The 25,540-nt window shown below is 41.9% G+C and carries 22 protein-coding genes, 1 pseudogene and 1 riboswitch; of the genes and pseudogenes, 5 read left to right on the plus strand and 18 right to left on the minus strand.

Going from position 1 to position 25,540, the window contains the following annotated elements; translation table 11 throughout:
* The first annotated feature begins 194 nt into the window (after positions 1–194).
* Complete coding sequence (locus V7654_RS09955; protein WP_335430185.1) at positions 195–770, plus strand: YitT family protein; 576 nt, start codon at positions 195–197, stop codon at positions 768–770.
* A 75-nt stretch (positions 771–845) separates the two neighbouring features.
* Here the strand turns inward: V7654_RS09955 and V7654_RS09960 are convergent, their stop codons facing one another.
* From V7654_RS09960 to V7654_RS09995, 8 genes and pseudogenes are all read right to left on the minus strand, one after another.
* Positions 846–2,198: an L-cystine transporter gene (locus V7654_RS09960; protein ID WP_438825280.1), complete on the minus strand. Its 1,353-nt coding sequence runs from the start codon at positions 2,196–2,198 to the stop codon at positions 846–848.
* 343 nt (positions 2,199–2,541) lie between these two features.
* A pseudogene (locus tag V7654_RS09965) lies at positions 2,542–2,766 on the minus strand (glutaredoxin family protein); the annotation flags it as partial.
* Between the two features lie 166 nt (positions 2,767–2,932).
* Positions 2,933–5,395 (minus strand): ATP-binding protein, encoded by a 2,463-nt coding sequence (locus V7654_RS09970; protein WP_335430187.1) that lies wholly within the window; start codon positions 5,393–5,395, stop codon positions 2,933–2,935.
* Positions 5,388–5,753, minus strand: a complete 366-nt coding sequence (locus V7654_RS09975; RefSeq protein WP_335430188.1) for a response regulator transcription factor — start codon at positions 5,751–5,753, stop codon at positions 5,388–5,390. The genes V7654_RS09970 and V7654_RS09975 overlap by 8 nt, the downstream gene beginning before the upstream one ends.
* Entirely contained in the window at positions 5,750–9,004 is a 3,255-nt protein-coding gene (locus tag V7654_RS09980; RefSeq protein WP_335430189.1) for a hypothetical protein, read from the minus strand. The genes V7654_RS09975 and V7654_RS09980 overlap by 4 nt, the downstream gene beginning before the upstream one ends.
* A complete protein-coding gene (locus V7654_RS09985; RefSeq protein WP_335430190.1) occupies positions 9,001–10,410 on the minus strand; it encodes a glycosyltransferase family 2 protein in 1,410 nt (469 codons plus the stop codon). The genes V7654_RS09980 and V7654_RS09985 overlap by 4 nt, the downstream gene beginning before the upstream one ends.
* Positions 10,407–11,453 carry a HEAT repeat domain-containing protein gene (locus V7654_RS09990; RefSeq protein ID WP_335430191.1) on the minus strand — a complete coding sequence of 349 codons (1,047 nt, stop codon included), beginning with the start codon at positions 11,451–11,453 and terminating at the stop codon, positions 10,407–10,409. Before V7654_RS09990 ends, V7654_RS09985 begins: the two co-directional genes overlap by 4 nt.
* Positions 11,454–13,070: a GGDEF domain-containing response regulator gene (locus tag V7654_RS09995; protein WP_335430192.1), complete on the minus strand. Its 1,617-nt coding sequence runs from the start codon at positions 13,068–13,070 to the stop codon at positions 11,454–11,456. It lies immediately after the preceding gene.
* A 352-nt stretch (positions 13,071–13,422) separates the two neighbouring features.
* On the opposite strand from V7654_RS09995, the gene V7654_RS10000 reads away from it, so the two are divergent.
* The gene (locus V7654_RS10000; protein ID WP_335430193.1) at positions 13,423–14,679 is read left to right on the plus strand and encodes a HAMP domain-containing sensor histidine kinase; all 1,257 of its coding nucleotides are present in this window, start codon (positions 13,423–13,425) and stop codon (positions 14,677–14,679) included.
* Between the two features lie 112 nt (positions 14,680–14,791).
* Here the strand turns inward: V7654_RS10000 and V7654_RS10005 are convergent, their stop codons facing one another.
* Both V7654_RS10005 and ytvI read right to left on the minus strand, forming a co-directional pair.
* On the minus strand, positions 14,792–14,971 hold the full coding sequence (locus V7654_RS10005) for an H-type small acid-soluble spore protein (protein WP_335430194.1): 180 nt from the start codon (positions 14,969–14,971) through the stop codon (positions 14,792–14,794).
* Positions 14,972–15,047: 76 nt separating this feature from the next.
* Positions 15,048–16,079, minus strand: a complete 1,032-nt coding sequence (gene ytvI, locus V7654_RS10010) for a sporulation integral membrane protein YtvI (protein ID WP_335430195.1) — start codon at positions 16,077–16,079, stop codon at positions 15,048–15,050.
* Between the two features lie 448 nt (positions 16,080–16,527).
* Here ytvI and V7654_RS10015 point away from each other — a divergent pair, with 448 nt between their 5' ends.
* Positions 16,528–17,157 (plus strand): DNA-3-methyladenine glycosylase, encoded by a 630-nt coding sequence (locus V7654_RS10015; RefSeq protein WP_335430196.1) that lies wholly within the window; start codon positions 16,528–16,530, stop codon positions 17,155–17,157.
* A gap of 19 nt (positions 17,158–17,176) precedes the next feature.
* On the plus strand, positions 17,177–17,704 hold the full coding sequence (locus V7654_RS10020) for a D-glycero-alpha-D-manno-heptose-1,7-bisphosphate 7-phosphatase (protein ID WP_335430197.1): 528 nt from the start codon (positions 17,177–17,179) through the stop codon (positions 17,702–17,704).
* A gap of 33 nt (positions 17,705–17,737) precedes the next feature.
* On the opposite strand, the gene V7654_RS10025 is transcribed toward V7654_RS10020, so the two are convergent.
* The 6 genes from V7654_RS10025 to V7654_RS10050 form a co-directional block, all read right to left on the minus strand.
* Positions 17,738–18,280 (minus strand): 2-oxoacid:acceptor oxidoreductase family protein, encoded by a 543-nt coding sequence (locus V7654_RS10025; RefSeq protein WP_335430235.1) that lies wholly within the window; start codon positions 18,278–18,280, stop codon positions 17,738–17,740.
* Entirely contained in the window at positions 18,280–19,032 is a 753-nt protein-coding gene (locus V7654_RS10030) for a thiamine pyrophosphate-dependent enzyme (RefSeq protein ID WP_335430198.1), read from the minus strand. The genes V7654_RS10025 and V7654_RS10030 overlap by 1 nt, the downstream gene beginning before the upstream one ends.
* A gap of 2 nt (positions 19,033–19,034) precedes the next feature.
* Positions 19,035–20,099 carry a 3-methyl-2-oxobutanoate dehydrogenase subunit VorB gene (locus V7654_RS10035; RefSeq protein WP_335430199.1) on the minus strand — a complete coding sequence of 355 codons (1,065 nt, stop codon included), beginning with the start codon at positions 20,097–20,099 and terminating at the stop codon, positions 19,035–19,037.
* Positions 20,100–20,116: 17 nt separating this feature from the next.
* Positions 20,117–20,347, minus strand: coding sequence for a 4Fe-4S binding protein (locus V7654_RS10040; protein ID WP_335430200.1), 231 nt, complete (start codon positions 20,345–20,347; stop codon positions 20,117–20,119).
* Between the two features lie 14 nt (positions 20,348–20,361).
* Positions 20,362–21,039, minus strand: a complete 678-nt coding sequence (locus V7654_RS10045) for a hypothetical protein (protein ID WP_335430201.1) — start codon at positions 21,037–21,039, stop codon at positions 20,362–20,364.
* A gap of 135 nt (positions 21,040–21,174) precedes the next feature.
* The gene (locus V7654_RS10050) at positions 21,175–21,495 is read right to left on the minus strand and encodes a hypothetical protein (RefSeq protein ID WP_335430202.1); all 321 of its coding nucleotides are present in this window, start codon (positions 21,493–21,495) and stop codon (positions 21,175–21,177) included.
* A gap of 338 nt (positions 21,496–21,833) precedes the next feature.
* Positions 21,834–21,935: riboswitch (purine riboswitch) on the plus strand.
* 100 nt (positions 21,936–22,035) lie between these two features.
* On the opposite strand from V7654_RS10050, the gene V7654_RS10055 reads away from it, so the two are divergent.
* Positions 22,036–23,328 (plus strand): NCS2 family permease, encoded by a 1,293-nt coding sequence (locus tag V7654_RS10055; RefSeq protein ID WP_335430203.1) that lies wholly within the window; start codon positions 22,036–22,038, stop codon positions 23,326–23,328.
* A gap of 45 nt (positions 23,329–23,373) precedes the next feature.
* Here the strand turns inward: V7654_RS10055 and V7654_RS10060 are convergent, their stop codons facing one another.
* Entirely contained in the window at positions 23,374–24,282 is a 909-nt protein-coding gene (locus tag V7654_RS10060; protein ID WP_335430204.1) for a Gfo/Idh/MocA family protein, read from the minus strand.
* Positions 24,283–24,391: 109 nt separating this feature from the next.
* The gene (locus V7654_RS10065; RefSeq protein WP_335430205.1) at positions 24,392–25,237 is read right to left on the minus strand and encodes a DegV family protein; all 846 of its coding nucleotides are present in this window, start codon (positions 25,235–25,237) and stop codon (positions 24,392–24,394) included.
* Positions 25,238–25,540: the final 303 nt, after the last annotated feature.

Raw genomic sequence — 25,540 nt, forward strand, 5'->3', positions numbered from 1 at the left:
CCAGCTAAGCCCGCAGGAGTCTACGCGCCCTCCACTCCAATCAACAGGTTTTTAATAACTGATCTGTGACCTATATCTTTGTCGACAAGCAGTGAACCCGCATTTAAGCGGGTTCTTTTTTTATGGTTTGTTCTAATGCTTGTCTAATTTCATAAAAATAACTAAAGGAATACGGACAAGGCAGGTGATTCGTAATGTTAGGGAAAATACTCGCTGTATTGGTCGGCAGCTTATTATTGGGCATTGGTGTCAATGGATTTTTGGTTCCGCACCATCTACTGGATGGCGGAATGATTGGACTCGGATTGATCATCCATTATTTTTATGGCTGGCCCACTGGATTGACAATTATTTTATTAAGCATTCCCCTCTATTTATTAGCCTGGTTTCTGGAAAGAAAGTACTTTTTTCACAGTCTTCATGGTTTAATGGTCTCCAGTTTGTTCATTGATTTATTCGCTCCGGCTGAAAAAGGACTGAATCTTGGTGTCCTGCCAAGTGCAATTTTAGGCGGTGTACTTGTAGGCTGTGGAATTGGACTCATGCTCCGCCATGAAACAAGTACTGGAGGAACCGATCTGCTGGCTCAGTTAATCAATAAATTCGTCTCGATCAATGTAGGGGTGCTGATATTTGCTATAGATGGACTAGTGATTTTATCAGGCTTGAAGGTGATTGGGATGGAGAAATTCACTTATTCACTCTTGACCATCACCTGTGTGGGGTTGATGACCTCTTTATGTGTTATTAAGCGGGAGCAGCTAATATAGCCTTCCTTTTAATAAAAATTATGAAAAAGCCAGCCAAATTAACTTGGCTGGCTTCTTTTATATGTCTGTTCCTATTTATGCTTCTGCCTCAATCTTTGCATCCATATCCCCATAGACAGATGAATCGATTTCTTTTGTGATTCTGCTTGTCAGGATACCGGATGTCATTGATCCGCTGACGTTAACTGCAGTACGGCCCATGTCAATCAATGGCTCGATTGAAATCAGCAAACCTGCAAGGGCAATCGGCAGATTCAGTGCAGAAAGTACGAGCAATGCTGCAAAGGTAGCTCCGCCGCCTACTCCAGCTACACCGAAGGAACTGATTGCAACAATCGCGATTACTGTTGCAATGAATGATGGTGAAAGTGGATCAATACCAACGGTTGGGGCAATCATGACTGCGAGCATCGCTGGATAAATCCCAGCGCAGCCGTTTTGGCCGATGGATAATCCGAATGAACCAGCAAAGTTGGCAATTCCTTCTGGCACTCCTAGTGATCTTTGTGTCTTAATGTTCAATGGCAATGCGCCGGCACTTGTTCTCGAAGTAAAAGCGAATGCGAGTACAGGGAATGCCTTTTTAATATATGTTACCGGGTTCAGACCGGCAATCGTCAATAGCAACAAGTGGATGATGAACATGATTGCTAGTGCTACGTATGAAGCAAGAACAAATTTACCGAGTTTAAGAATCGCATCAAAGTCACTCAATGCTACTGTTTTTGTCATGATCGCAAGGACACCATACGGAGTCAGACGCAGGATTAGAGTAACAACCCTCATGATCACAGCGTAGAATGCATCTACAATTTTAGCGAAAAGTTCAGCCTGTTCAGGCGATTTTCTTCTGACACCAAGGTAAGCAATTCCCAGGAACGCTGCGAAGATTACGACCGAAATTGTAGAGGTTGGGCGTGCTCCTGTGAAGTCGAGGAACGGGTTGGCCGGAAGTAGATCGAGAATCTGCTGCGGCATTGTACGTCCTTCAATTCCCCCATATGTTTGCTCAAGTTGCTCTGCACGGGCCTGTTCAGCATCGCCTTGGGTAATCTGTACAGCTTCAAGATCAAACCCTACTGCAGTCGCAATACCAACTGCAGCGGCTACCGCTGTTGTCCCTACAAGCAAACCAAGGATCAGAGTGCTGATTTTACCGATATTATTTGTAAGCTTCAATTTTGTAAAAGCGGCAAGAATCGAAATGAACACAAGTGGCATGACAACCATTTGCAGGAATTTCACATAACCGCTGCCAACAAGGCTGAACCAGTCAGCACTTTTAGCAATAACCTCGGAACCAGCTCCATAAATAAACTGTAAGGCAAAGCCAAACACAATCCCGATTCCAAGTGCAATGAAAACACGTTTAGAAAAAGATACATGTTTCTTTTGCATGTAAAATAGACCAGCGATGATGATTAGCATAATGGCAATATTTAAAATAACAAGTCCAGTTGTCACGGGTTTCCCCTCCTATAAGTATCATATTGAACAATATAATACATGTATTCCTATGAGTCAACTCGGAATTATATTTCTCCTTCCTCAAGATTAATATATTCATATTTATGAAAAACTTAAACGTTCCATTCCTGTTAAAATATTTATTGATATCCAGAATCAGACTGACTCGAATCATCCATAACTTGAACATCATAGGGAATGAACCTTTTGAAGAGGTAACCTTGTTTAAGGTAATAACAAGGTTACATCAGAAAAAGTTTTACTAAATGAACAAAGGTCAAAAAAAGCCATCATTCGATGGCTTTTAATGTTTAACATTGTCAACGAGCTTTTCGATTTCAATGCGATTATTTTCAAATCCAATTAGCACCTTCTTCTGCTTTATGAACATCAGCTTTGTGTTCGTAAAAATAAAGGCTGGTACAATAATCGTTCCGGTAAGATCCTTCATTTCCTTTTCTTTATCAGGTGCTCCCTGTACATTGATTTCCTCGTAAGGGATATTATTTTGCGAAAGAAACTCCTTCGCTTCCTGGCAATCCGTTCACATTGGCCTTGTGAATAATGTCAGCGATTTTTTTGCCATGCTGCCCCTCCTCGTCTACATACTGTTATACGTATTATATCTCCACTACGAATAGACCATCCAGAGATACGCGTATCAGACAAGAAAAAAGCGGCGCTTGGCCGCTTTTCTATTTTTTAATCTCCATTGAAGATAAAGACGCTGCCTGAACTGGCAATGATACGGTAAAGGTACTTCCTTTCCCATATTCTGAGTCGACTTTTATTTCACCGTTATGGAAATGGATGATTTCCTTGACAATTGCAAGACCCAGACCTGTGCCGCCTATGGACCTGCGGTCGGAATTATCCACCCGGTAGAATTTTTCAAACAACTTATCCATTGCTTCCGGCGGAATCCCAAGCCCTTCATCTTTAATCTCTATATTCACCAGACCCTCTTTTTCGTACAAAGCAATCTTTACTTCTCCTCCATCCGGAGAATATTTGATCGCATTATGAACAAGGTTGGTAAGGGCCTGCTCCATTTTCTCTCTGTCACCGATGATCCTGTCGCTGCCAGCGGCAAAGTCGAGGATTAATTCATGCTTATCTGATTGCACTTTTTGGAGATCAATCACCTTTTTAATGATTGGCAGCAATTCGATCTCCTTGCTTTCATAGCATTGCTTTCCTGCCTCCATCCTCTGGATATCAAGAAAATCATTGATTAAGGCAGTCAGCCGCCCTGCTTCATTGTAGATAGTCGTTAAATATTTTTTCTGGCGATCAGGCTTTAATTCCCTCGTCAGGATCAGCTCGGTAAAACCAAGGATACTTGCAAGCGGGGTCCTCAGCTCATGGCTTACCGTGCTGACGAATTCGGATTTAATCCTGTCGACCTCGAACTCCTTCGTAATATTGCGATGGACAAAGATTGTACCTAGTTTTGCATTCCCATGGAATAATCCTTCACAGTAAACCTTGTACACCTGCCCACTATTGCTTTTATAAACATAATGGCGGTCAGCTGAAGGAAAACGTTCGAGACTTGATGCTTCTTTTCTTAAAAAACCGATAAAATCTTCTGATTCAGCAATATGCCTTGAAAGCAGTCCAGTCCATTCTTCCCATGAACAGCCGTCCATTTTCTGAAGTCGGTCAGGGCAGCCAAACATTTCACAAAACTGCTTATTGACCTGAAGGATGGCACCATCTGTATTGACCAGCTGAACACCCTCCTGAATTGTATCGAGGATGTCCTGGTTCAGTCGCCTAGCCTCCTCAGATTTTTGGTACAGGCTGATTTTATCTAAAGAAATCCCGATGTTTTTAGCAAGAGCCTCGTACTCTTCCATTTTCCTTAATTCAAAAGGAGCATCAGAACGGCTGAACGCCATTACGGCTATCAGCTTTTTACCAGATAAAAAGATTGGGAGGTATAAGTCATGCGAATACAGCATATTTGTGTGGAATCCTTTTTCTTCTTCCCTTGAATCTCTTTGCAAAATAAAGGGCTTTCTATCCATTTGCAGTCGTTCAACTATTCCACTGAATAATAAGGTGCTTCTGAATTGCTTTACACCTTCTGAAGATATTCCATAAGATGCATACGAATCGTCATCAACGAAAGCAATGATCCCTTTTTCAGCGCCGATAATCGGGCACATGTTCATGACGACACTTTCCAATACTTCCTGTTTATCAAGAGAATTTGCAATCTTGTTAACGAGTTCATTTCGGCTGTTGAGCTTCAGCTCATTGCCCTTCACAATTTCAAGTGCTTCCTGAAGCTCGAGCTGCTGGGCATGCAGCTCATCCTGCTGTGCCACCAGCTCTTCATTCTGTGCCAGGAGGTTTTGCTCATTCTCCTGAATGCTCGCAACCATTCTATTAAAAGCAACAGAGAGGATTCCAAGCTCATCATTCCGCTGGGAATCCACTTCTATGACAGCCTCCCTGCCACTGGCTATCTCATTTGCAGCCGATGCAAAGCTTGCAAGCGGCTGAGCGATTTCACTGAACATGATTCTGGTAATCCGGAGCAGCACAATTAAAAATACGAGAATGAAAGAAACAAAACCAATTTGCACATATGCCTGCATTTTTGACAGTTCTTGAAAATTTTGATCGATTTGTTTGTCAATTTCCCCGATATAGCCATTCATTTCTGTCTTTATGCTATTGATCCTGTAAGTTGCCCCGGTATTGGCTGTTTCAACGACTGCTTCGTAATTTCCATTCTCATAGTTTGCCAGTGAAACAGGCAAAGTCGATACAAAGTAATAATCAGTAAATAACTCAAGATGATTGAGGAATTCCTGATCCTGATAATCGGATGCCACTTCCGCAAACTGTCTTGTAAGTTCCCGTATTTCAGGCTCCTTATTGAGTGCCGCTTTTTTTAAATCTTTATTACCAAATGCAATGTAACCCCGGATATCCATGAAAACCTTGTTAAAATCCTCACTGATTTTCTGGACGATTCTTTCCTTCTTCTCTAGCTCCCTGTTTTTTGAAGTGTAGGTTTGGTTGAGGTCATAAAAGGAATACAGCAAGATTGCTGCCAGAATTAAAAAAGCGGTGATAAACACACTCATCAAGTAAATAAACCGCCGTACGATACTGTTCTTTTTAAACAATATTTTATTCATGCAGGATATCTCTCACTTTACCCAGTAGTTCTAAAGGGCTGAAGGGTTTCGCAATAAAATAATCTGCACCCGCCCCAATTGCTTTTTCTTGTTCTGACAGCTGGCTTTTAGCCGAAAGCATTAGTATGGGAACAGCATTGTTGATGCCTCCCTTTCGCACTTTCTCAATAACTTCGATCCCTGAATAAGCCGGCATCATATAATCAATGATAATAAGATCATATTGGCTCTCCTCAGCAAATTTCAGTGCAGCCAGTCCATCCTCTGCTTCTTCCACATGAAATTTTTCCTCTTCCAGAGTATCAATGATCAGCATTCTTAAAATTTCATCATCCTCAGCCAGCAAAATCCGTTTCACTGGTTTTCCCCCTTGCTGCGGGCATTCTTAAAAGTTTCTTTCAAGATACCGTATGAAGTCTTCGTCCGTTCGTAAAACTGCGGCTCTTCCCATTCCTCCCATTTATAGTGGACACTATTTTTTAGTGCACCAGAATTATTGTCTGGAAGAATAGTAGTAATACTGCTCCCCTCGATTGCTGCAGCTGCTAAATGAATCCCTTCAATTTTTTCACTTCCTGTAAGGCCACTTTTATAAAGATTGCCCATTATCTCCCTGGTACTTGGATCCTTAACATTCAGCAGCTGCCAGGGTATGCGGATTTCTGCAGTTTTTTGATCGTCGCTTATACTTATATCGGTAAGCGAATCGAATTTTTCATCAGAAGGATTAGCTGTTCCATATTTTAAAATGCCCGTTTCATATGATTCAAAAGGAATTTTAATGTTCTCTCCCGGCAGTGTCATTTCCTTGTTTAGCGTCAGCATGATGGGATGGAAGATTCCATTGTTATTCTGCTCTGCATATTTTTGCTCAGGAATCATTTTTAGTATTTTCCCATATTGAAAATAATAAGGATCATAGTAACTGTCTACGAGTATTCTGGAATGATCCGGTTCTGAGAGCTCGATGACAAAATCGACGCCAAAATCAGACTTTAAGTTTATTCCATTTTTAAGCTTCAATTGTTGCTGCCCTTGTCCAGGAATGGTATCCAAGAACACATAAGTGCTTTGCTTTTTCCAGTCTAGCGGTTTGGAAAAATCAAGGCGAAGATACAAATGTGCTGCATCCGAAGCTGCAAATACTTGCCTCAAATCACCTTTTAATGATTTTGCTAATGGCTGGATTGCTTTTTTATCCCAATCTCCTATTCTTCCATCTACAAAAATACTTGAGCTCAGCTTCCCGGTCTCGAAGCTCATCAGTCCAAAATTCTGCTCATTCGTCTGGCGGTTTGCCCAGTATGGTCGACGGTGCGGATTGTCATAATCCATCGTGTTCCATGTCCTTTTGAACCATTCATCCTGCCAAGCAAACACGATTCCGCCTGCATAGCCTTCCTCGACAATAGAATTAAACATTTTGCTGTTCATTTCTCCCTGCTGCTTCTCGGTCAAAAATCCCTGATTCATTCCGGACATATTCCGGTGAGTCAGTCCCCTTGAAGACGGTACCCCAAACTCAGCAACAAGGACTGGCATTGTATGTGCATTGATTAACTCGTGCAAATACCCTGCATAATGATTTGTCTTTCCCTTTTCATCCTTGTATTCCAGGTATTTCTTTTCGTAGTTCAAAAAGTCTGGATAGTAAGGATAAATATGATAGGAAGCGAACATTCCCGCATTAAAGCTCTCCGTTTTTTCAATATGGTTAGGATTCACCGATACCATGTCCTCTGTTTCCAAAGGCTCACTCGGGTGATCAAGTAAATCCGTCGTTACCCAGTTCGTAAAGCTGAGGGTATGCTGCCAGCTGTATTGTTTTGTTTCATATGCCGCTGTGAATTCCATCATCCCTGCCAGCCAGACTTCGAAAGGCTCAGCATCCTTTGTTGTAAAATATCGGCCTGAAAACTGATCCATTCCTTTATGAACGTTGTTGGTATTAAGCACAGCTCCAGGATCCCACTCAGTTCCAATGACAAAGCCCAATACATATGGTGAAATGTCATATTGATAAACCCCTGATGCATGTCCGGGAGTTGGCTTTAAATCTGCGTTGCCGTGGACAATGTCCACCATCTGCTTCAATTCCCGCTTGAAATCATCCATGACATTGATGGAAAAAGCATCCTGGGAACCAACAAAATTCTCTTCGTTCACCCACGCACCATGAAACAGGTATATAGGCTTTTCTGCCATCTGGTTATATTTATATAAAGCCTCATAAAACGCCGGGGGATGCAATGTATAAATCCTGATTGCATTCGCATTCATTCCCCCAATCAGTTTAAACCAGCGAAGGTACTCCTCCTTCGTAATGGCAGCCTCACCTGGGAATGCTCCTGGTTTTCCCATCCCGATATTGACACCTTTTATCAGGATACTTTCCCATTGACCATCTTTTTGGATTTGAATGGAATCAGAATTGGTTTTGCTATTGTATTGAACCTTTTCGGCCACTGCAATCTCTGGCACATGATTCTTTTGTTTCTTATGAAGCCCCTCAACTAAGATTTCCTTCATCATTGGAACGTACGTGGTCCAATAAAAAGAATTCCTGCCACCTGTAATCTTTCTCCATGTCGATAAACCTGCTGTTTGATAAATTCCTGGCACTTCGGCTTCATCTGCATAATCTCCGGCAAAATAATAGGAAGTATAACGCTTATTTTTGTGGTTAATGACAGCCGGGAACTGCAGAGGAATTCCATAGGATTCCAACTTTTCCATCGCCTGCTCTCTGACTGGCAGCTGATAGTTTGCAAGTACCTCGGCTTCATCTATTGGTTCAATGATATCGAACCAATACGTGTATCTCGAATTCAAGTCTGCGTTGAAAGTCTTTTCACCTTTCTGGGTGAGCAAAAATTTCAATCCTTCACCATCAATATCCTCTTTGCCAATTACAACGATGAAGTCTTCCTCGTTGACGAATACAAATCCAGCACCGGTAAAATTCCAGCCTCCACTTTGCATTTTATATTGATTAATGATCCACTGTGGAACTTCTTTTCCATCCAATTTCGGAAAATAACGGCCAGTCCAACCGCTCCATTTCACATTCAACAGATTGGTCATCTGCTTCCTGACAGCTTCCTCTGTAGGACTGCCAAATGTGTTGAATTCTGCGATCAGCGTCTTGTTTCCCTTAAGCAGAGCTTTCTCCAGCGTGGTTACATCCTCCTGCTGTAGACCTCCATATAATTGTTTTGACCTGCTTCCTGACTCATTAAGACCGTGGAATTCTTCTTCATATACTCCGTAAAAGTCGGCAAGATACATTACCTTGTATGGATCTAAATCATCTGGCAGCTTGCCGGCGGTAAATGATTTTGTCTTTTCATGTACAAAGCCAACATAGTCTTCCTCGGCTGAATATGGACTGCCATTGCTTTTCTTAAATTTCTCGTTGTTCAGAACCCAAGTGACGCCTTTATGCTCGCGAAAGCTTTTGTCTGGGACGGTTTTATCGACAATCAAAACGTCCAGGGTTTTATCCGCTTTTAAGTGCCAGAGCCAAAATGGGCTGGAAACTATGGCTACAACCAAGAATACAAGGATCAGAACAGTCAGCTGAGGTTTATTTTTGAATATAGACTTCATTGAGATACACCTTTTCTTTTCATTTCTCCCCAGCCGTTTTCTCCTCTGATCATCTGCCAAATACCCTGGCAGCGCCAAAAAACAGTCAGTGGCCGATACCATAGCGTTTCTGTAAGCGAGTAAAAGAACAACTTAAGCAAATCAGATATCTTAGGGTATTTTCTAAGGCTCCATTCCTCCAGCAGGATGGCAAAAGCAGAAAATAGTGAGCCATACAAACAGGATAATAAAAATATTAATATCGCAAACTCAAGATAAATTCCACCTGCAAACAATGAGAATAAAATGTACAAGTAGCCGGATAGCTCGACGATTGGCCCGAAAAATTCAACAATCCAGAAATAAGGAAATGAAATAAAGCCAATCTGACGATACTTAGGGTTCAGCATCAGTTTCCGGTGAATCCAGAGACTCTCGAAGAGTCCCCTATGCCATCGCCGCCTTTGCCTTCGCAAATACTTCATGCTCTCAGGTACTTCCGTCCAGCAGACTGGATCAGGTACATAGACAATTCGTTTTTTTGTTCCGGTTTCTTTTAGCAGCCGGTGGATGCGGACGACAAGCTCCATATCCTCTCCAACCGTATCGGTCCTATAGCCTCCTGCCTGGACGACCCAGTGTTTCGAAAACACCCCAAAGGCACCGGAAATGATCAACAGCAAATTATGCCTGCTAAGCCCGATCCTGCCCATTAAGAAGGCACGCAAATACTCGATTACCTGCATGATGACAAGTGGATTGTTTGATAAACCGATTTTCAGGACTTCACCATTCCTGATTTCGCACCCATTTGCAATCCGAATGCTTCCACCTGAGGCGATGACCTCTTCATTTGAATCAATGATCGGCTTCATCACCTTTAAAAATGCATCTCTCTCAAGGACCGAATCCCCATCCAGGGAACAGACATAAGGATAATGGGAAAAATTCAAGCCAGCATTGAGCGCATCTGCCTTGCCTCCATTATCCTTATCAATCAGAAACAGAGATGGGAGAACCTGCGATTGATAGACCTTTTTAATAGGTTTTGATTCTACCTGTTTACGAATTACTTTTTGAATTTCTTTCATATCATAATGTTCAATCATTCTTTCCATCGTGGCATCCGAGGAACCATCATTCACGACTACTATCTCGAATACAGGATAATTGATGCTAAGCAGAGAACGAATACTATGGACAATACCGGCTTCCTCATTATAAGCAGGTACTATGATCGAGACCGGTTTTGTATAAATATCTTCCGTATAGTCGCTATAAGACTTATTACGATCAAGCTTATATTCTCTTCTTAACTGTATGACCGAAATCAGCATGACAGCTGAATAAAATGTAATAACGACGAGCATGTACACCATGATAAACCATGCAAAATAGATACTAAGATTTTGCAGCAAAAGATTCATGTCTGATAAACTCCTTTGTTGATCCATTCCCATGCCATGTCCCTGGCAAACGAATCATTGCTGTCAGACATAACGTCCTCTAGGACTTTTTTTCCTTGAGGAAACATTGTAATCGATTGGCCTGCCTGTGAGCGTACCCACCAGGAAGAATCCTGAAGAAGCTGTACTAGTTCAGGCAATGTCTTTTCAGCTTTCAAAACCCCTGCCAATCTGGCAGCAAGCATTCGTTCCTCCCAGTTTCCGGATTGAAATAAGTGAAGGTACTGATCCAGCTTTCTCACATGCCCTATTGAAACAATTGCTTTTAATGCCCTGACTCGTTCTTCTCCGGAACTAACCGAAAAAATCGTTTCCGCAAAGTTTAAATAATTTAATTCCTTTCTTAAGCCAGAAAGATCCATGATCGCAAACTTAAGCTCCGGCTGGCAGGAATGATAGCCAAGCACAAATTGATCAAAGCCATCGGTATTTAACCGGGACAGGATATTCCTGTACTCCAGGTATGAAAGATCTCTGTATTTCCCTGTCAACAGATCAAACATCTCTGCAGATTGAAGCTGAGCTAAAATTGTCAGGACTCTGATTTTCTCTTCTTTCGTTATACGTCTCCGGTTCAGCATGCTGATGATGTCTTCCTTAAGCCCTTCCATTTGAAAGGCTTCTATGTGAAAAAGAGCATTCATCCGCGAACTCCACCTAAGGCTGCTCAGGTTTTGGCGATAGTAGGCAGTAAGCCTGCTTTCTGCCAGTTTAATAAGATTGTTTTTTTCTTCCGTACCCTCGAGGATTTCAGCATAGTGGCTAAGTAATTCTTCAAGAGCAAGCTTCTTTACCTTAGTATCAGCCTGCAAAGAACGGAGGAACTCACCAGTGAAGACTGAATGGAGCATTTTATCATTCATTATTATTTTAAAATGCTCGATCCTCCGCCGTTGCCTGTTTTCAAAAGCCTTTCTGCAAATTAAATACACCAGCAAAATCAGTAGAATGCCTGATAGCACGACGAAGGCTGCAACAAGAAATTGAATTTCATCTGTTATCATTTAAAACATCCTTTGAATCAGCCTTTGAATTCTGGCCTGAAGTTCGGTGATGCTGAATGGCTTCGTAACATAATCATCAGCTCCAAGCTTTAGGGCCCGGGCAATATCGTATTCAGTCTTTCTTCCAGTTAGCATCAGGACATGCGCTCTGTCTGCATGTTCAGATTCCCTTACTCTTGTCAGGACTTCTATCCCATCCATGACCGGCATCACGCCATCAAGGACAAGAAAATGCTTCCCCTTTTCATCCAAACGGCCAGCTCCAAAGAATTTCTCGCCGTTTTCATAGGATTCAATATTCAGCAAAACCTTGCTGGTATCCATATTTTGCAATACCCTTACAAGCAGAGTCCGGATAATCGCGTCATCATCTATCACAGAGACATTGAGAACTTTATTTTCAGGCTGCACTGTTTCATTTGCGCTTTCCACACATGCTCGTCCATTTTCCTTCGCTTCATATAAAGCCTGATCCGCCATTTTCAGGATTTCTAGACTGCCTTCTTCATGATTATTCACCATGTAGATTCCTGCTGAAAAACTTATATTGAAGGACTCACCATGTTCAATAAAAATAACCTTTGAAAATTCCTCCAGAATCCGTTTTACAACTTCCTTTGACTCTTCAGCAGTTGTCCGCGGAAACAGGATGACAAACTCTTCCCCACCATACCTGAAGACAATATCGGTACTCCGGATGTTTTCCTTAAGGTAAGATGCAAAAACTTCGAGGACCTTATCACCTGTGAGATGCCCGTAGCGATCATTAATATTTTTAAAATAATCCAGATCCAGAAGCGATACCGAAAATGGAACATCGGTCCGTTCATAGTCTTTTATGTACCGTTCTAACAGGTCAAATAAAAAACGGCGGTTATAAACCTGAGTTAATTCATCGATCAGCACCGATTGATCAAATATTTGCTTTCTTTGCAATTGGCGATTGATCCTGATAATGAACTCCTCTATATCGATCGGCTTTTCTATAAAATCATCTGCGCCCATTTCATAAGCATTCATTCTTGTTTTACGATCTTTTTGTATACTCGTGATTACCTTTGGTATAAATTGCTTATGATTGTGCTGCTGAATATCTTCTAATAATTGAAATCCATTTTTCGAAGGCAGATCGACGTCGAGCACTAGGCAGTCCGGCTGCAGGTCATAATATTGAGAGACTGCCTTTTCAGGCTCTGTATTCGTTATGACCATCCAGCCTTTTTCCTCCAGTGCTTCTTTTAAAAGTATCAGCATGGAAACATCATCATCAATAATTTGGATTAGAGGAACACTTCCGCAGCACGGCTCGTCTTTTTCAACAGCTGGATCATTAAAATGTTCGTAATCGTAGCTAAGACGAATCAGTTCAAAGAGAAAGTCCCGTAGTTCATTCTTAATCCACGGATGCTCCTCTATTGATTCAAGCTGGGCAAGCAGCTTTGACGCTACAATCAGCAATCCTCCAAGCTGGACGGTGCCTGATGTGCCTTTAATGGAATGTAGAAAACGATAGACTTCTTCATATTCCACCAATTCATTAGGATTTGTATCGAACCATTGAGAAATTTGTTTCTTTATTTTTTCGAACAATAGTTTTTGATATTTTTCTAACGCCACTTTTCATTCACCTCTCTGCTCACCAACATTAATCTTTAACCAAAATAAATAGTTTTGTTGGAGTATGAACTATTAAAAAAAACGACCTGACAGTCGGCCGTATATATTGTAGGTTTTATTTTGATTATATATCAACATCAGATATGCTTGTCGACAATTTTCACCAATTTCATTTTCCTTTTTATTCCTTAAAATTTAAGATAAATACTTACTTAAGTTAAAACTTTAACACATACTTAATATATTTATGTGTTAAAGTTAAGGTGATATATCCGAATAATTTGTCAATTATTGAAGTTCTTTATCTTCCAACCCAGATAATGGACTAGCAATTAGACTGGAGATTTTTATCATGGACCTATTAACAGTTCTCGTATTAAATCTTATCTTTATTCTGATTTCCACCTTCGCTGCCCAATACATCATTGCTGAGCACTTGTCTGCTTTTTTCAAAAAGTTTGCTAAGCCATTGATTATCCTTATAGCTGGGATTCAAATTGGTTTCTGTATATCCTTTTCTCTCATTGCAACGGAGCATTTCATATTTGATCTCCGATTGATTCCAATCGTGCTAGGAGGATTATATGGAGGCCCAATTGTAAGTATTGTTTTATTCATTATTGGCATTGTGGCGAGAATTCCATTCGGCGGCAGCGGCATATGGTTGAGCTTCTTCAATACGCTTACAATTACCGTTTTTGTTTCCTATATATCTGTTTCATTCAAGGATTATCCGCTAGCTAAAAAGCTCTGCACGGTTGTTGGCATTGCTGTTTCTTATACAATCTTGATTTTTTTGATGAAAGCTGCCATCTTTAATGATCCCTCCGAATTATTATTCATCTTCATTTATGGTATCACCCTTACAGTAGGCATCTTTATCGTCACTTACTTTATAGAAATCACAAAACAAAATAATTATCTGCATAAAGCCATGATTAAATCAGATAAAATCGAGGTTGTCTCACATCTTGCGGCCAGTGTAAGCCATGAAGTGCGAAATCCGCTTACAGTCACTCGTGGATTTTTGCAGATGCTGAAAGACCCGTCGATACCAGAGGACAAAAGATTGTTTTATCTGAACACCGCAATCGACGAACTTGACCGAGCGGAAACAATTATCAAGGACTATTTGTCATTCGCAAAACCCCAGTCCGAAATTACATCAGCGATTTGCGTCGAGGATGAAATAGACAAAGCATTAGAATTAATCCTTCCATACGCTAATCATTTTTCGGTGGAAATAAAAAAAGACTTAATGACAGGCCTATACTTCTCTGGTGAAGCCCCAAAATTCCATCAATGCATCCTTAACATTATCAAGAACGGTATTGAGGCAATGCCGGAAGGTGGGGACTTGCTGATCAGCACACGCGAGAAAGAAAATGATCTATTCTCGATCGTGATTAAAGATACAGGATGCGGCATGTCACCGAAGCAATTGGCCAAGCTTGGCGAGCCCTACTATTCTACCAAAGCCGAAAAAGGAACCGGATTAGGAATGATGGTCGTATACAAGATCATCCACGAAATGGGCGGAACAATCGAGGTACAAAGCAAGCTGAATGAAGGTACGCAATTTACCATCACATTGCCGCTTTCGAATTAACACCTGTATACACAGCTTTTGGGATTGAATTTTAGGCATAATAATACAGCAAAAAGCTTGGAGATCATCTCCAAGCTTTTGTGAAATTTCCAGGGAAAAATCTATCAACTGATTATTCCTCTATAAGATTCAGGATTGGTACATCTCTTTCTATGTCTGGTTCAGATTTCGAGTAAATCCTGGCCATTTTCGTATTTTCATCGACATGCTGAATGATGACTGACGCCCCTTCATATGTCACATTGATCATGTCGCCTGATTGGACGATTTCTTTTGCGCGGCCTACGTTCATTCCTACTTTCCTCCTTCTTGATGACAATCATAATTTATGCTTTTTTATGAGTTGCTATCCATGAAAGGAGTATGAATTAGATTTTAAAATTCATTTGAATGACATTTGCTTTTCTTAATGTGTCATAGATGATGAATAAGATTGGGCCTATAAAGATACCCGAAATTCCAAGCAGCTTGAGGCCGATATACATGCTGACCAGGGAAGCGAGCGGCGATATTCCCAGACTTGAAGAATAGATTTTAGGCTCAATGACCCTGCGGACAATCGTTATCACAAAAAATAGAACAATCAGGCCAATTCCAAGGAAATTGTTGTCCTGCAAAATGGCAATCACTGCCCAAGGCACAAGGACTGAACCTGTCCCTAGTATCGGCAAAATATCAACAATCACGATTAACAAGGAAAGGAGGCCGGTGTATTTCACACCAAGTATGCTTAAACCTGTCATGGCCATGATAAAGGTGACAAGGCTGAGGATGACCTGAGCCTTCAAGAAGCCTACCCCCGCCTTAGCTAATTGGCCCCCAACGAGGAATACTTTTTGTCTTGTTTGCTCCTTTAAATGCGATTCAAGCTTAAATTTAAGCTTAGGCAACTCAAGGCTGAACAGGAAGAGCGCGATTAAATAAACAAGGAATTCTATCAGGAACCCTGGTATGGCCGTCAATAGGTTGATTGTGCCAGCAATTAATTGCTGTAAAAACGAGTCGAGTGTATTGACGTTTTTTTCAATCGTTCCCTCGATCTGCAAAATTACATCATGGGGGAAATTCTTAGAGTAAAATTCCCATTTCCCCATAAGCGGCAAAATGGCTGTACGATAAAAATCCTTCACAAAGGTCGGTGTCCGTTGCGATAGTGATACCGCCTGATGGGCAATAATGGATATCAGGTTATACCCTATTACACCAAGCAGCGTGACATAGCCAATAAATACTGCGATAACAGCTTGGATTCTTTTAAAAGAAAATCTTTTGATGATCCATTGAACCATCCCTTCGAGCATAACCGCTGTTAAAAAAGCAAAGATTAGCGGAAGGCTGTATGGAACAAGGAAAAGAATGATCACAGCAATGACTGCTGTCCATACCCATTTTTTCCACATGTATTTCGTTACTCTCCTTATATGTATAAAATTATTTTTTATTTGAAATTTATGGACTATAAACTAACTATAAACTATCTTGTTTTTTATAGCTATTCATATAGTATAGCTCTTTTTTGAATGCTTTGTTTCTATTTTATAAAAGTATGTTAGCTTTTATTTTTGATTTTATAAATGTTCACTTTGTACCTTTATGGTGCTTCCCTTTTTCCTGCGCCAGGAAAAAATTATTCTTGTTTTCTAAGGCTGTGTTAAACTTGTCTGTTGATTTTCGCTCCAGGCACTCGCTTTCCGCGGGGCGTCAGGTGCTAATAATCAACATTGAACTTTAACACAGTCTTTTCTAAAAAAAGCATGTCTTTAGAAAACTCAGGGTATACAAAAAATAAAAGATTTTGCCTTAGACGACAAGTTCTGGATTTTTTAATAAGAGATTCAAGGAGGCTATATGGAAGAAAATAATCAGCTTTTTATCCCTGTGGAAGAAGAATTCTTTCATCAGCCAACGCTTAAGCTTGCGACTTCTTTGCTTGGTTGTCAGCTTGTGAAGGAAACAAAAGAAGGGATTGCGGCGGGCTTGATCGTCGAAACGGAGGCCTACATCGGGCCAATGGACCAAGCAGCCCATAGCTACAATAATAGGAGGACAAAACGGACGGAAATCATGTTCCATGAATCTGGGCTGGCTTATACATATGTCATGCACACCCACTGCCTTTTTAATATCGTAAGCGGGGGAGCCGGGAATCCAGAGGCAGTCTTAGTAAGGGCGGTGGAACCGATGGCAGGCATAGATTTGATGATCAATCGAAGAAGTATGCCTGATTCAGTGAACCTGACCAACGGCCCGGGCAAGCTAACGAAAGCACTTGGAATAAATATGTCTGATTACGGGCATCCATTAACCATGACGCCACTTTTTATCGCAAAAGGCCATTTGCCAGAAAGCATTTCCTCGGGAAAAAGGATCGGAATTGATAATTCCGGGGAAGCAAGAGATTATCCTTGGCGCTTTTGGATCACTGGTAACCGGTATGTATCAAGGCATCAAAAAGCGGAGAGCGTGAGTAAACCTTAACATAAAGAGGAGGAAAAAGATGAAAAAAGCAATTTTCTTGGACAGGGACGGTGTCTTGAATGAGGTTTTATCAGACCGTGTTAAGTTTGTGAATCGTCCAGAGGAGCTCTATCTCCTAGAGGGGGCTGCAGAAGCGGTTGCTGAGCTCAGCAAAGCAGGCTATGAGATTTTCGTAGTGACAAACCAGGGAGGTGTCGGTCTTGGCTTCCTGAAGGAAAAGCGTCTCCATGAGATCCATGAACGCATGAACGAAATGATTAAAGAGCATGGTGGCCATATAAAGGAAGTGGCCTACTGCCCTCATAAACCAAAGGCAGGCTGTGAATGCCGAAAACCGAATGCTGGAATGCTTCTCGACCTTGCCAGCAGACATGACATTGATCTGCCAGGCAGCGTAATGGTTGGTGACCACGAACGGGATATCGAGGCCGGCAAGAAAGCAGGATGCAGAACCGTCTTCATTGGTACTGAAGAAACGAGTGCCGATGAAAAAGCACCTACGCTTCAAGCTGCAGTACCCTTGATCCTTCATTTACTAGAGTCCTGAAAAAACGCTGCCAAATAATCGGCAGCGTTTTATTTATTTTTCCACTGCGGTTATTGACCTTCCAAGTATGAGGGCTCGCTCATTAATATTCAGTAATGAATGTTTCTCAGGAGAAAGAACTTTTTTCAGGGCTTCTAAAATCGAATGAACTGATAGAATGCTCGTTTCTTCCAGGAAGGCACCAAGCAGAATCATATTGGCTACTTTCGAATTCCCCAGTTCGTTGGCTAAATCGGTTGCCTTTATATTTAATACTGTAATATCGGTTCGCTGCGATGTCTTGGAAATAAGCGAAGCATTGACGATCAAAAGCCCTCCTGTCCTGACCTTAGGTTCAAATTTTTCATAAGAGGGATTGTTCAGGACAATTGCTGCAGTTGGATGGGATACGAGCGGCGATCCGACTTTTTCATCGCTGACTACAACAGCACAGTTCGCCGTGCCGCCCCGCTGTTCGGGTCCGTATGATGGAAGCCATGAAACATTTTTACCTTCATTCATTCCAGCATAGGCAATCAGTTGCCCCATCGACATGACTCCCTGGCCGCCGAAGCCTGCAATCAAGATTTCTTCCATCACTCACCCACCTCCTCTTTGATGTTTTTGTAGATTCCCAGAGGATAGGCAGGAACCATGTTGTCTTTTATCCAATCTAGAGATTCATTCGGGTCCAGCCCCCAATTGGTTGGACAGCTTGACAGCACCTCGACCATCGAAAAACCAAGTCTCTGTTTTTGAGTTTCAAACGCTTTCCGGATCGCTTTTTTAGCTTTGATGATGTTTGGGACGTCATGTGTTGAAACACGTTCAATATAAGCCGTTCCATCCAGTGTCGCCAACATCTCACTGACTCTGATCGGCAGCCCCTGGAGACTGGCCTCTCTGCCAAAAGGACTCGTTGCTGTCTTTTGGCCAATCAAGGTAGTTGGTGCCATTTGGCCACCTGTCATGCCGTAAATTGCATTGTTGACAAATATGATCGTTATATTTTCGCCTCTTGCTGCTGCATGGACGGCTTCCGCAATGCCAATGGATGCCAGGTCACCGTCTCCCTGATAGGTGAAAACAAACCTGTCTGGCAGGACGCGCTTGATCCCTGTTGCCACAGCAGGAGCCCGGCCATGCGCAGCCTGGGTCATATCACAATTAAAATATTCATAGGACAACACGGAACAGCCGACAGAAGCAACCCCAACTGTATCCTCGAGAATGTCCATCTCCTCGAGCACTTCCCCTACCATTCTGTGAATAATTCCATGTGTACAGCCGGGACAGTAGTGTGTTTGTGTATCGGTAAGGCCGTTCGTTTTTTCAAACACCGATTTCATTGTCATACCTCCACACCCCCGGAAATCTGGATGATTTGTTCGTAAATCTCCTCTTGAGTTGGAACGACTCCGCCAGTCCGGCCGAAGAATGATACTTGCGCCCTGCCATCCACGGCTAGTCTTACATCCTCAACCATCTGGCCCGCACTCATTTCGACAGATAGGTATCCCTTCACCCTGTCTCGTGTTTCAATGAATGGCTGTTCTGGAAATGGCCACAATGTAATCGGGCGGATCAATCCCACTTTTACCCCATTCATACGCGCTTTATTGATTGCATTCATCGCTATTCGTGCAGCCGTTCCGTAGGCCGTGATGATATAGTCTGCATCCTCGATTTCATAGGTTTCATAACGGACTTCGTTCTGTTTGATCAACGCGAATTTTTTCTGCAGATGCTCATTACGTTTTTCAAGGGCTTCAGCATTCAGTTCAAGCGATGTAATGATTCTTGGCCTGCCGTCCCCTCGAATACCTGTCGTCGCCCACCTCTTTTGTTCAGGCTGTCTTTCTGTAAGCTCCTTGAATTCAACTGGTTCCATCATCTGTCCAAGCATGCCGTCTCCAAGAAGGATGACTGGAGTCCTGTATTTATCTGCGATCTCAAAAGCTGCATCAGTCAGGTCGATGATTTCCTGGAGTGTTGATGGAGCCAACACTGGTGTATGATAGTCGCCATGACCGCCGCCTTTAGTAACCTGGAAGTAATCAGACTGCGCTGGCTGGATATTGCCAAGTCCAGGTCCTCCGCGCACAACGTTTACAATAAGAGCCGGCAGCTCTGCTCCAACGAGATAAGAAATCCCTTCCTGCTTCAAGCTAAAACCCGGGCTTGAGGAAGAAGTCATAACTCGCACGCCTGTTCCAGCAGCGCCATACACCATATTGATCGCCGCCACTTCACTTTCCGCCTGCAGAAATAATCCGCCAACTTCAGGAAGCCTTCTTGCCATATAAGCAACAAGCTCACTCTGAGGGGTGATCGGGTACCCGAAAAAGTACTTGCAGCCTGCATGAACAGCCGCTTCCGCAATAACCTCATTTCCCTTCATCAATACTTTTCCCATCATCAATATCTCCTTTGCTAAACCGTTTTTCTTAACTTCTCAGGCCTGTAGACTGTGATAACCGAATCCGGGCACATTTGGGCACACTTTCCGCAGCTGATACAACTTTCCTGGTCAGTCACGATTGCTGGACGGTATCCTTTTTCGTTCAGATAATCCGCAAGATAAATCACATTAGTGGGACAAGCTTTTACACATAGCTGACATGATTTGCAAGTCTTCTCATCAAAAACAACTCGTTGCTCCATGACGTTTGCCTCCTTTAACTTTCCCATGGCAATTTTAAATATCTCGAAATTACTTTTACTGGATGTCCCGGTGAAACTGCTTCTGCCTCTGCTTGAAGGTGTGGCGATAAGATAGTTGTTAAAAGGGGGATGTTCAGTTCTTGTGATAATCTCTGACTCAATTCCACTCCCTTTCGCACATCCGCAATCGTTGTCTCACTTCCTACATTGGAATTATTGATGATTCCTGTAATCTTTAACCTGGATGCTTTCTCGATGTTCAGCACTGTCTCCATAGCGCCATCCAATGTGCTGACATAAGGCCTGTTTGCATTCAGGATGAACAGCACTTCAGGCTCCATGTCTCTCCAATCGTTATAGAATTGTCCTAAAGCAGTTGCGCCATCCTTATCACCACCGGCATCGACAATAAGTGTATATTTGGGATCATAAATGATTCCGAATATCTCAGCTGGAACAATCGGCAAATCGGCTGCTGCCAGCCTTTCTGCAGGAGCAATCAATTCAATGTCGTTTTCATCTAAGATCGTTCTTGCATCCCTTGACCTGTAGTATGGATTCACTATATCCAGATCCGCCACAGCGACTTTCGTATGTGCTGACATGGCCTCCATCGCAAGATTTAAGGCAATCTCTGTTTTACCGCAGCCAAAATGCCCAGTGATTATCGTAATGTTTGCACCCTTTTTCACTGTCAATCACCCCACTATTGTAAGCGTTTACATAAATGACATCTTCATTATATAAACATCCAGCTGTTCCATCTTTGATAAAAGTCACGTTTTACTGAAATGAGATAAAAAAAAGAAGTTCAATAGAGAACTTCTTTATAGGATAAAGCTCAGGACCACCTTTTGCGGCATATCCTGCTCACTGTATACATCTTGTTTTAATCTTTCGCAAGACGGCATTTCATATGAAAAATCTTCTACCGTTTCAGGAATAAGCCCTTCTTGCTTCAATGTGTTGAAAACCTTTTGCATAGCATCGTCTGTATCGAGGCATTCATCCGTACCCTCATATTTAAAACAATCAACGCATGTCTCGACGATATTTGTATCAATCTGTTCCTGTGTAAACACTAATTTCGCACCAGTCATCTTCTCAACTTCACGATTTTCCAGTTCAATAATCGTTGTCACGTTCATTATTGGCACCTCCGTTTGTATTACACTATCATTATAGTAATTTAGAAACCAAACAGGAGCATTTTACAATTTAGTTCAATTAATCTTCACATATTACCGACAAAAATCTGTCAAAAACTCGATAACAAAGGGATTCACCATACCCAACCAGGGATATAATGTAACGCTTTAAAGCACTGGGGGTCTGACCCCCGACGTGGTAATGCGGTGAAGTGCGTGGCAACTTGGAAAGTAGAAAAAAACTCCCCGAACTAATAATCTGAAAAAATCAAATAGAACAACATTAAGAAATCTAATTGACCTGCCTAAGAAATGCTGATACTATCTCTAGTATTATTTAAATCTATATAGTTATTCCTTGTATATGTTCAAGAATATGGCTTGAACGTTTCTACCATGCTACCGTAAATTGCGTGACTACAAGGGACTTAAATATTTGCTATATTTTTTTGGCATCTATTTGTCCTTTGTGGTACTCCGGCAGCATAAACTGCCGGAGTTTTTTATTTTAAGCGAAGAAATCAACCAGGAGGACAGCATATGAAAAACTTTTTTCAATTCGCAGAACGACATACAAATTATAAACAAGAAACACTTGCTGGTATCACAACATTCTTATCGATGGCTTACATCCTGGTCGTCAACCCCATGATTCTGAGCCAGGCCGGCATGGATAAGGGAGCCGTATTCACAGCTACAGCCATTTCAGCGATCATTGGTTCGCTTCTAATTGGACTGCTGGCGAACTTCCCGATCGGGATTGCCCCTAGCATGGGCTTGAATTCATTTTTCACCTTCACCGTCAGCATCGGAATGGGTGTAAAATGGGAGATTGCTCTTACTGGTGTATTTATTGCAGGCGTATTATTCGTGATTCTTAGTCTATTGAAGATCCGCGAAAAAATTATTAATGTCATCCCTCAGGATTTAAAGCATGCAATTGCTGCTGGAATCGGATTTTTCGTTGCTTTTATCGGATTGAAAAATGCTGGCATCATTGTCGGCAGTGACGCAACGTTTGTTTCAGTCGGCAACCTGACTTCAGGACCAGTCCTGCTTGCGTTATTCGGTTTCATTGTCAGCGTCATTTTGATGGTGCGCGGGGTAAGCGGGGGTATTTTTTACGGAATGGTGATTTCGACGATTGTTGGTATTCTGACAGGATTGATCGATAAACCTGGAGCCATCATCGGGAAGGTTCCTGACATATCTCCAACCTTTGGTGTTGTCTTCCATCATCTTGGCGACATTTTCACACCAGATGTATTGGCTGTTATTTTCACTTTCCTATTTGTAGCATTCTTTGATACAGCAGGCGCCCTGATTGCTGTTGCCAGCCAAGCTGGATTGATGAAGGATAATAAAATCCCAAATGCCGGCCGCGCTTTGCTTGCAGACGCAGCCTCAGCAGTTGCCGGTTCTGTTTTGGGGACATCGACAACAGCCTCCTTTGTAGAATCATCAGCTGGTATTGCAGTCGGCGGACGGACAGGCTTCACATCCGTCATCATCTCTGCCTGTTTCGCCGTGGCACTTTTATTTTCACCGATTTTATCTGTCATCACTCCGGAAGTGACAGCACCTGCACTGATTATTGTTGGAGCGTTAATGGCTTCTGAGATCAGCAAAATCAATTGGAACAATCTTGCTGTCATCATTCCGTCGTTCGTTACGATCATCATGATGCCATTGACCTTCAGTGTCGCAACCGGCATCGCGCTTGGATTCATTCTTTATCCGCTGATGATGCTTGGCATGGGCAAACAACGAGACGTGCATCCAATCATGTATGTACTGGGAGTCTTGTTTGTTGGTTACTTTATATACGTATAAATCGAAAGCCCCGTTTCTCATTCAAAGAGGACGGGGCTTTCTGTATTACAGCTTCTCAATTTCCATTACAATTTCCTCGCAGATTTTATGGGTTTCAAGGCTGTCCCTTGCTGGGATTATAGTGGAGGTGTTGTTATTAACAGCCTGCAGGAAATCAAAAATGATTTGTTCAAAACCTCGCTTATGAAGGGTTGGCTCCCAGTCATTGCCGCCTTTTCTTGTTTCATTCCGATTCTCTTGAACTATCATTTCTGACACATTCAGGGCAGTTCTTTTTTCATTCGAATGGAACACTTCGACTTTTTCCTCGACAACACCGCTGTCACGATTCATTATGCCAATCGCAATTCCTTCAGCTGCAACTAACTGAATGACGACATGATGTAAAAAGGCACCGTTTTTCTTGCCTGTCACGTTCACCTGCTTGATCTTATATGGAAATAAGAATCTTAATGTATCAACAACATGGATAAAATCATCAAACACGAAATTACGTATTTCTCCTGGGAGGGCTCTCCTGTTTTTTTGCATGATTACCATATTCGGGTCCTTAAGCTCTGCAAGCTGTTTGTAGACAGGCGCGTATCTTCGGTTAAAACCCGTCATTAAAATCAAACTCTTTTCATCGGCAAGCTCAGTCAATTCCTTTGCCTGTTCGAATTCGTAGGCAATGGGTTTATCGACATAAACATGTATGCCAGCCATAAGGAGTTGTTTAACAATCTCGTAATGCGTTTCTGTCGCGCTATGCACAAAAGCACCTTTAATTCCGCTTGATATTAGCTCATCAAGGCTAGGATGGATATGAGGAAACCGATACTTTTTAGCAAGTGTATCCAACTTAGATAGATTCCGCGTAAACAGATGGAACTCTATATCTCCTTTTTCCGCGAATACTGGCAGATACGCCTTCTGCGCTATGTCACCTAATCCGATTATGCCAATTTTCAACACTTCTTTTCCCCCTGATTCCTCAACTTTTTTGCATAAGTTAAGTTTACACATGTGTGAAAGGTAAAAAAAGAAATCAGCCCATTATAAGCTGATTTCCTTCTCTTATCTTCTATTCATTAATCCATGCCAGCCCAATTGTTCCTTGACCGGTATGTGTTCCAGCCACTGGACTGAAGTTCATGGTAGTAAATGAAACCTGAGGGTAGCGTTGCTGCAATTCCTCACGCCATTCTTCTGCCAACTCTTTTACATTACCATGAATGACACTTGCTTCCTTAACACTATGTGCATGCTCATCAAAAATTTGGAACAGTCTCTCTTTGACCTTCTTTTCAGTACGAATTTTATCAAAAAGAACAACCTTGCCATCCTCGAACCTGACGATCAGTTTCAACTTGATCAGACTTCCGATAATGACCTGTGTAGTGGATAGGCGTCCGCCCTTATGAAGCTGGTCCAGGCTTCCAGGGGCCATATAAAGGTTCGCTTTATCAGGGAGAATCCTTAGATAGGAAACAATCTCCTCATACGATTTCCCTTCTTTTTGCATGGCAATTCCTTTTTCGACCATGTTGCCTAAAGGGAATGAACCAATTTTAGAATCTATAACTTCCACTTTATAATCAACCATGCTTGAAGCTGCAACTGAAGATTGATATGTCCCAGTTAGTGCGCTAGAAGCATGAATCGCAATAGCATGCTTGTACTGCTCTTTTAGCTTGCTGTAAAGCTCGACAAATTCACCAATCGCAGGCTGCGAGGTTTTAGGGAGCACCTTTGAAGCTGCCAGTTTTGGATAAAAATCTTCAGCTGTGATGTCCACACCTTCTAAATAAGCTTCTTCACCAAAGATAATGCTTAAAGGCACAACATATATATGATTATTTTTAATAAAATCATCAGAAAGTGAAGCTGTACTGTCTGTTACCCATGCAATGTCATTTTGTGTCGTCATAATTTCTCCTGTTCTTCGTCAAAATATGGCTTGAATAGGCTTACATCATTCATCAATCCTATCTACAACCATCATATATGATGAAGCCTGCTAAAATCTATTAGTAATTTTTAAGAATTCCCTTTATTCCTTATAATTGTTGCAAATGTTAATAACATGGACACATGTTTTTGATTAGCAGCTGAGGGAAATATATAATAAATCATCCTGTCAGGTGGCCACTGTATCGACACTTTTATATACGCTTTTTATTCCCTCTCCTATTTGCTTTTATTCCTTTTGGGAATAAAATACGGCTATTCT

The sequence above is a fragment of the Bacillus sp. JJ1609 genome (assembly GCF_036967045.1).
Lineage (GTDB): Bacteria > Bacillota > Bacilli > Bacillales > Cytobacillaceae > Mesobacillus.